The following is an 8,161-nucleotide window of genomic DNA, read 5'->3' as shown; positions in this document are numbered from 1 at the left end:
TCCCTGCAAATGCATCACCGCACCAAGCACTAGCCCCGCCGTTTCACTTCGCTCACGCTGGTCCCCCAAGATTTGAGCCGCGATGCTCGCTGCGGTGCTACGTCGCCAAAGCATTTCGGCGTCCAATCCCGAGAAACGACGCTCTTTGAGTGTATTGCATGCGCTTGCACCCAGTGCCAACTCTCCGATCCTCCGGCGACCAATCCGATTGACGATCAAGACAAGGTCGCTAATCCGTTGACCGCTCGGGTTGTAATGACTGCTGTTGCCCAACCGCAAAATCTCTGCCGCCAAAAACGGCTCCATCTCGATGCGAGCGACGATCTCGCGTGTCTCCACCTCGTTATCAAGCGTTAATTGGTAGATCTCGATCGATGTAGGCGACATCGGCAACGCGGCAAATACGTCATCGAGTTTATCGTTTATTGAAATGCTATCGGGCAACTCGAGTGCGTCCGTGGACGACGCTGCCGCTGACGGATCCCGTGCCTTCGCATCGGACGCACTGCCTTGCGACTCCGCAGACAACTCGGACTGAGACTTTGCCTTGGCCACCGCAATACGGCGACGTGACACCAGCATTTTCATTTTCGCGGCAAACGCTTTGTAATCCGTGGGCTTGAAAACAATGTCGTCTACCCCACGCAACATCAAATCTTTGACGATCCGAGGTTCCACCACCGACGTGTGGACCGCGATGACCGGAGGGTGCTCAAGTTCTAGCAATTGCACCACCAATGCATGTCCATGCATATTTGGCATTCGGATATCCGTAACGACCAGGTCAAACGCGTTGCTCTCTAGCATTGCCAATGCCTGCGCCCCATCACCTGCACCGAGACAACGAAATCCTTCCGAAGCAAGAGCAAATTCAAGCATCTGCCGCGGAATCTCTTCGTCGTCGACGACCATCGCCAGAAATTCAGGTTGCTCCATGATTGACTCTCCCGTGCAATGGATCTCAAACGATCCAACGCTGCATCGTATTTCCTGTCACACCGAAATATTCGCCCGCACTGCTCACTACTGATTCGCCTAGCCTTTGCAGGACGCCGTGGTTGCACTGACATCGGTTGTGTATAACTCAAAATCAGATGCAAGAACGCGTCTTCACACGACGCACACGACCTTATAGATAACAAGCATTTGCAGCGAACAAAAGCCTTGACACTGGTCTGGCGTCTGAAACTAGCTGATTTGTCCGAAAAAACAGCTTTGCAGTATTCATAACTGAAACCTGAGACGGCTTGCAAACATGCAATGGGGTGCGAGTTGTACTTCCAAAATAGCGTCGAACACAGTTGTAAACAAACGGTTTCGCTTGTGAACCCACTACGAGCGCGATCTCAAAATCGGCAGCGGTGGTAACTCTCTTCTGCAATCGGAAACGAAAGGGAGGCTCTCATTTCGCGAATTAGCCGTTTCATCTCCTCGCGGGGCCTCAACAATACACAACGCGACCTGCGGCTCAAACCAGCCGCGGGTCGCGGCGACAGCGATCGAAGCACTGTCCGCCAGCCAACGCGAATTGACGAGCTCGAGCCCAATAAAACGCAACGTCCCCCTGACGGTCAGTTACAGGCAAAAAAATGGATGACAAAAAGATGAAGAGAGAGCAATTCGGTATTCGTTTTTCTGTCTTTCCAATTTTTCTGTCGCACCTATCTTTCTGTCTGCCACTTAGTTCGATCCGCGAAAGCGTCACGGTGTAACGAACAGCGTGACATCGTTGGCTGTTGACGGCCGCGGTCGATTTTCCGGCCTCCGGCCATCATTACGCCGCAGGACACTGACCAGGAATGACTAAGAAATCGAATGTTAAAAAATAGGATGTGACGGCTTGATCTAACCGAGATCTAGCAACGATTCATGTTTGATGACTGGCAAGAAATTATCCAGCATGTCGGCAGTACCGACCATCGCTAAGCCAGCCCGAACGAGGTTGTACGATCAGGTTGGAAAAACAGTAGGACAAAGGCAGAAAGCGGAAGGCTATCAAACCTTCGACTTTCCAATCCTTTTGTTTTACAACTGCGTTGTCCATACAAGTGCGAGATCGGCTTCCCTCGGCCGGCATACCCAAATGGCATTGACTCAACAGATTGAGGAGCGTCAACGATACTTCCGCCCAAGTGTGACTCGGCGATGAAGACAACTCGCAGCGAACGGGTCAAAAGTTCGAGCTCGTATCCGACAGCGTCTCATCTAACGATCGGCCGAACCGAGCGAATTCGCGGACGCTTTGAAGGTATCGGACAAGTTCGACGTGCCCAGGCCAGACATGAGATACCGCAAGCACGTTTGATTTGGGATCGTAATGCAGTTCCGCGTAACCGCCAGCAACGTCCCAGTTGTCAGCATCAACGGATTCGCGGATTGCAGCAATCACGAGTTTCGCGTCTCGTTCGGATTTGACGATGTCCGAAACGTCGTAGTCGCGTGAATAGATTGATGTCGCGGAGATGCTTGTCGGGACAATAGGGCCGATCTCCCGCCCCCGATTGACGCCCATTCGGTAGGAAGCAAAGCAGGCAGCAGCGATCAGTATCGCCACCATCGCGGTGCGAATGCTAAAGCGTGCCCAACGGGGGATAGCCAATCGCGACTTCGTGGACGGCGTTGAGTTCATTTCAAGCAGTGACTTTGCGAAGGAGGGGGGCCTTGGAGCATTCCGGGGCCTACCCCGATTGCGATGGAAATCGGCCGCCTAGCTAGGCTGGTAAGTACGACTCAGTTTACTCTGTTTCGCCAGGAGGATCCACAGAGACAACCGTAGCAAATAACTCCACCGGAAAGACAAAGCAGCGGAACAAGTATCGATGGATAGCACCCGCGTTCGAACGACCAGTAACCCTCAATGCGGGAACGTCCGACGAAAAGAGAGCCGGCCACTAACAAACCAAGCAGCGTACAGGAAATGGGCAGATGCCGACCGACGGTGTGTCGCAGAGACTGAGTTGTCCATCGAAAAGCAATCGGTGACGCAATCGTCGCTATGAACCACGGTGCCACTACTGCAACTGCGAACGATTGTTGGAAGTCGGAAGTTAGGAAGTTTTCGGGCCATTTAGATATCTCAAGCAGACGGTAGTATGCCACGGCGGAAGCTGGGATTTGCCCGGCAAGCAGTGATAGCACAACGCCTCGAACATCTGTCGGAACGAATCTAGGGGTAGAAACATCGCTTTCGATTCTGCTTGGGCTATACGGGTTAAAGGGTGTCATCTACAGAAGTCGAAATTGGATTAATGAAAAAGAATTGCGACCTAACCGGCTTTTTTACAAACGCCGAACGTAAGGCATAACCGGGGTCGAGCGGAAAGGCAACGCTTTACCAAAGCGTGCTGTCGAGTCCTCGGTGTGCAGTACGCCCAGCATGGGCGTAATCTTGTGGGTTGCAAGTCCCCTGTACCTGGTTCCGGTCTCTTTCATGGAATCAGTGTACCAAGTGAAAATCTAACGAAAGAACGGTACGAGGCCCCTTGGCTGAAAACGCGGCAACTGCGCCAGAGGTGACAATCCGTGCGAAGGAAGCCTGCGAATGTGATCGTAAATCTGGCTAGCTGTCGAGAACCGGACTGACTTAACAATAACTGAATCGGACAAGCTACAACGCTAAGAACGTCGCCAGTCACATTCACGCCAAGACCCGCGTTTGCTACGAAAAGAAACCACATCGAGGCCGGAGTCTTCAGGCCCGTCGTAGAGTGACCATTGAGATGGCAGCAGGCTGCTGACTGCGAAACCGAACCGGAAGCCCGGCAGATGCCTTGGAGAAACATGGGGCCTCGGTAGATCGGGAACTTGGACGGGGACCGATCACGATCCCATATCTGGAGATATCCAGTAGGCGTACCTGGAAGTAGGGCTTGCCGCGAAAGGCGGGGTCGTGCACTCGAAAGTTCCCCGTTGTTTTGCCGCTGGCCGCGCGTTGATTGTAGCGAGTCGATTGACGCGATCCAAATTCTCGTTCTTTGCACTGCCTGCGCACGGTACAACCATCTTCACGGCACAAAAAAACTGGCAGCGAATGAAACCACAGATGAACGCCGATGAACACAGATTACCTTCTGACGTATCTGTGTGAATCCGAGTGCATCTGTGGTTCCCACTTCTCAAGTTGCCCGTTTTGCCATCCGACACTCGTCACGTTTGCAGCACAAAAAATATCCTCGGCCTTCATCTGCCAGACCGCCAAGACCAATTCATCGAATCCTAATTTCCAGTCTGGGAACGTTGGTGATCAGCCGGTTGGGAGAGTCGACTGTCCATTGGTGAAACCTAGCATGCCCGACTGCGGTGACACACGTGGTTATCCGCCGCTGTTAGCCTTACTCAAACGTGCAAAACAGGCTTCGGCTTCGACGCCAAGAACAACGCAAACCGAGACAATCGCTGCAAGAATCGCAATGGCCGCAGCGGTGGGCGGTCCAACGGGATTGTAGAATCCGAGTCGACCGAGAACAACAACAGTTGAGAAACCGAGTCCCACAATTAGCGATCCGCTAAGAAACGCTGACCACCAGAGGATGCGATGCCGACCCACAAAATACCAACGCGGGACACGATAAGCAAAGGTGACCGCGAGCGCGATCGTGGCAAAGCCGAGAAAGAACTTTGCGGAAGCCATTGGGTTACCCGTCGTTCGCTGGATTGCGGCTGGGATGCCCGCTTCGACCGCAGCGCCAATGTGAAGTCCAAGAGTTGTTCCGGGCAAGAACGCTAGCAGCGAGGCGGGCGCCCTGCGGACCGGTTCGCCGATGGAAATGTCGACGCAGCGAGTCGCAACGGGTTCGTATGGATTTACCAATGCTCAATCGCTTTGTAGATGGAATTTAGTGGGATAACGAAATACGTAATCGGGCGGCCGCCAAGTGGCTCTGACTTCAAGACCCGCGTCGCCAGACGCTTCGATTCACGGCGTTGTTGCGTCTTCGTAGGGTTGTCGATCGATCTTGGCCAGACGAAGGCGAATTACTGCATCCAGGCGTGCGGCTTGCCCTGCCTCAAGTGGGACATCCCAGGCCGTTGCCATTCGAACAGTCGAAAGCGCGCTGGCCAATTGTCGATCGCCAAGCTCGATGTCCGTGTACTTCTCAAGTGGCCGACCAACAACGCCTGTGGGCCGTTTGCCCTCGCCACGGTAAAACGCACCCGCGGTCTGAATGTAGTCATCCATCCGTTGACGAATCGTCAGTTCGGCGTTTTGCTTCGTCCAGACGCCGGTCTTCCAGTCCGTCAGTCGAATACGATTGATCTCTTTCATCAGGGTGTCGACCTGCATCAAATCCTCAGTCGCTTTCGCATCCAATACGTAGGTTCCCATCACCAATGCCGACTCAGAGTCTATGGCTGCAGCGTCTTCGACGCGGACTCGTCGGAACAGCCGGTCGGGCTGAGACAGCGATCCTGACGAATCTAGAGCTTCGGCGTGGGCCTGTGCCGAAAGTGAAATGGCAAGGTGTCAAAAAATCCAAGTTTTTCGACATGCCACTTGCACTCTCTTAAGACTGTCGCTAACCCGATCGTCATTGTTATCCGCCATTCTAAATCAGGGGATTTCGCTGACGGTGATGAGAACCCCAGTCAATTTTCCAGCACCGACGGTCGACAACAGGCGTGTCTTGCCAAGACCGTAGATTTGCGTTGATTGCATGGTGTTCGTGAGTACATCAGAAGGAGAATCATCAGTACGGTCACCATCGAGACGGCTTGTTGAATAGTCGATATCTGCGATTGCACCTTTGGCATGTTGCTTGATCTGTATACGCAGGATCGTGCCAATCTCAATGTCTTTAGTTTGGCGGGTCGTGACACCGCCACGGGTCATGGTGCCGGTGGTTAAGGCGACACGCCGTCCGACTTGGATCATGCTTTCGGTCTCGGACATCGCAGTCAGTCGTATCGTCTCGACAGGCTTAGTGCCGGACTTGAGGATAGCGTCAACAACCTCGCCCTCGCCAAGCCCGGTTGGAATCGACTGTTCGAGCTTGTATTCGGACAGCTCGACAAGATATTGCGTCGTGTTCGGTTGGGAATTGCCGCCGGAATCTTCGGCATGCGATTGCCCGCCGAAAGGAAGGTTGACGGTTAGCACAACGAGCAGGGAAAGTAGCTTAGGATGCAGGATCATTTAAGGGTCCTTCGTCGGATAACGGTTGAGGTAACGGGGGGCGAGGAGAGGAACATGACATCAGGACCGACTGCGCCGAGTCCTCCCTTTCACCGATTTGTTCGCCGAGGAGTATTCCTTGGCTTCGTGGCCGACTGCACTTCCTTAAAAACAATCCCTGTGACTCCGTGTTCTTCGCAGACGGCCTTGATGACTTCAGAAACAATCACGCGGCTCATAGTAAAACCGTGATCCCGCGCGGCAGACCCCTTTGCCTGCCGCATACGAAACATGTGACGGGGGCCATTGTACTGATCCGGGTCGAGCGTGAACGAGTATTTGCGCACTACCGTGATGTTGTGGCTCACTCCATTGCATTGCACTTCGGCGCGCTCATCAAAATCCACAGGCCAGAGCGGGTGGACCACAAATACGGGGTCGAGTTGTGGGACCGCGAGCGGCAAGAACTCGGCCTCCTTTTGCACGATGGGGGCAAACAGATCGCGTACCCGCTCGGATACGGCATAGTTGAGCACGAAACTGTAGACATCCGGACGCTTAATACGTCGTTCAAGCGTGACAGAGGGTGCCTTCCAAATCGCTGCCAACGGAAGTGAGCCACCAAGACAATCGAGTGCGCCGAACTCACACTCATCCCAGAGGGTATCCCAGGGCGAGTCGAGGTTTTCATCCCAGTCGGTGTCAATGACGAAGTAATCCACTAATGCCCTCTGCGGCGAACGTCCGGTGGTCACCGCGTCGACGCGATGGACCGAAACTCAAATGCAAACTCGTCTCGCCGACGGCGGTGCACCACATGGTTCACGCGGGTCGGCCACGACGACAGTTGGAGCCATCGGCGCTGATGGCCAATGTACTCGATCGGAATGGCCAAGGGAAATTCGGTCTCCCAATCTGCGGTCGGCGCGTTAGGCGGCGGCCGCAGTAATGCGGCCCCGATCCCAATCGCCTGGTTCGTCGAGTTTCAGTGCTGTATGGTGGGGTTGGGCGTATGCTTGAAGTATTCGGCGGGAACCGTGCAGATCACTGGACTGCCCGTCTCCGTTGTATTACCAAACCAAACGCCAATATGTTCATCGGGCACATCTGTATTGTTGGGTAACATCACTACGACACCAACACCGCTACCATCGAGGTGGACGAATTGACCAATTGTAAATTTGCCCATCAACATTCAGTTCCAAAACGTCGCTCGTAGTGGTAGAAATCTTCTATTGTCCCATCACATTCAATAATTCGGCATGACGCAACTGGGATTCTTCAGCGTTGCAATCGAACCAACCGCCAGGAAGCGGGACTCCAAACTTTACGTTCACGATTGCGTCCTTCTTGTCTCGACGAACGCAGGCGATGACCGAGTCGCGGCAATTGATTTTCTATTGTCAATAACGACGACTCCGCGACTTCCGTTGATCGCTTGGTTCGTCTTTACCACGAGGTCATTCGCCTAGTCGTATCTTCGATTCAATTCATTATTTCGCAGCCAGGCAGTGATTCTCTTAAAATCATCACTCCCTTGTTCGTTACACTGGAATTTTCAAGGTGAAGCCTTTCAAGATCCTTCAATAGCATAAGATTCCCAACCGCGGCATCGGTAATCTGAGGATTGTCCATAAGTACCAGAGTCTTTAATGCAGGAAACTCCTGCAAGCCGAGCAGCCCATCGTTGGTTACTGCCGTCCCGCTAAGGTCCAAGGTCGTCAGATTTGGAAGCGAACGGAGAGTCAACAACCCCTCATCCCCAACTTCCGTGTGGTCCAACACAACAGTCTCTAATTGCGGCTGTTTTGTCAGATGCCTCAATCCATCGTCAGTAATGTCGGTATAGCTGAGAAAGATACGCCCATAGCCTGCTCGTCCCAAGATGACCTCTAGGTCCGCGTCATCGGCATCCGTTTTTTGAAGGTTCACGGTGAAGACTTCGGCTACCCCCCAAGATTCAAGTGTCTCGTCGGATGTCCTCTTTCTGATCCAATCCGGAAGGTCGGAGCAATCAAAATAAGTTATTCCGCCAAGAGCACTAACCCT

Annotated in this window: 7 protein-coding genes and 1 pseudogene; all 8 read right to left on the bottom strand. The window is 53.3% G+C overall.

What is annotated here, in order from left to right; translation table 11 throughout:
- Positions 1-936, bottom strand: a 936-nt coding sequence (locus ABX962_RS23775) for a response regulator (protein ID WP_372722944.1), incomplete at its 3' end; no start/stop codon positions are given.
- Between the two features lie 1,234 nt (positions 937-2,170).
- On the bottom strand, positions 2,171-2,599 hold the full coding sequence (locus ABX962_RS23770; RefSeq protein ID WP_372722942.1) for a hypothetical protein: 429 nt from the start codon (positions 2,597-2,599) through the stop codon (positions 2,171-2,173).
- A gap of 1,713 nt (positions 2,600-4,312) precedes the next feature.
- Positions 4,313-4,810 carry a hypothetical protein gene (locus ABX962_RS23765; RefSeq protein WP_372722941.1) on the bottom strand — a complete coding sequence of 166 codons (498 nt, stop codon included), beginning with the start codon at positions 4,808-4,810 and terminating at the stop codon, positions 4,313-4,315.
- A 105-nt stretch (positions 4,811-4,915) separates the two neighbouring features.
- Complete coding sequence (locus ABX962_RS23760; protein ID WP_372722939.1) at positions 4,916-5,326, bottom strand: hypothetical protein; 411 nt, start codon at positions 5,324-5,326, stop codon at positions 4,916-4,918.
- 225 nt (positions 5,327-5,551) lie between these two features.
- Positions 5,552-6,133 (bottom strand): hypothetical protein, encoded by a 582-nt coding sequence (locus ABX962_RS23755; RefSeq protein WP_372722937.1) that lies wholly within the window; start codon positions 6,131-6,133, stop codon positions 5,552-5,554.
- Between the two features lie 89 nt (positions 6,134-6,222).
- Positions 6,223-6,867, bottom strand: coding sequence for a hypothetical protein (locus tag ABX962_RS23750; RefSeq protein WP_372722935.1), 645 nt, complete (start codon positions 6,865-6,867; stop codon positions 6,223-6,225).
- Positions 6,868-7,097: 230 nt separating this feature from the next.
- A complete protein-coding gene (locus tag ABX962_RS23745; protein WP_372722934.1) occupies positions 7,098-7,301 on the bottom strand; it encodes a hypothetical protein in 204 nt (67 codons plus the stop codon).
- A gap of 296 nt (positions 7,302-7,597) precedes the next feature.
- Positions 7,598-8,161, bottom strand: a pseudogene (locus tag ABX962_RS23740) (hypothetical protein); the annotation flags it as partial.

It is taken from the genome of Novipirellula sp., from assembly GCF_041583735.1.
Lineage (GTDB): Bacteria > Planctomycetota > Planctomycetia > Pirellulales > Pirellulaceae > Novipirellula.
The sequence above is the reverse complement of the archived record's forward strand: the minus strand, read 5'-3'. Positions and strand labels throughout refer to the sequence as shown.

What these genes read in the sequence shown, in the direction of transcription:
- ABX962_RS23760 (WP_372722939.1), bottom strand. Translation starts at nt 5,326, where the DNA reads ATGGGAACCTACGTATTGGATGCGAAAGCGACTGAGGATTTGATGCAG.
- ABX962_RS23755 (WP_372722937.1), bottom strand. Translation starts at nt 6,133, where the DNA reads ATGATCCTGCATCCTAAGCTACTTTCCCTGCTCGTTGTGCTAACCGTC.
- ABX962_RS23745 (WP_372722934.1), bottom strand. Translation starts at nt 7,301, where the DNA reads ATGGGCAAATTTACAATTGGTCAATTCGTCCACCTCGATGGTAGCGGT.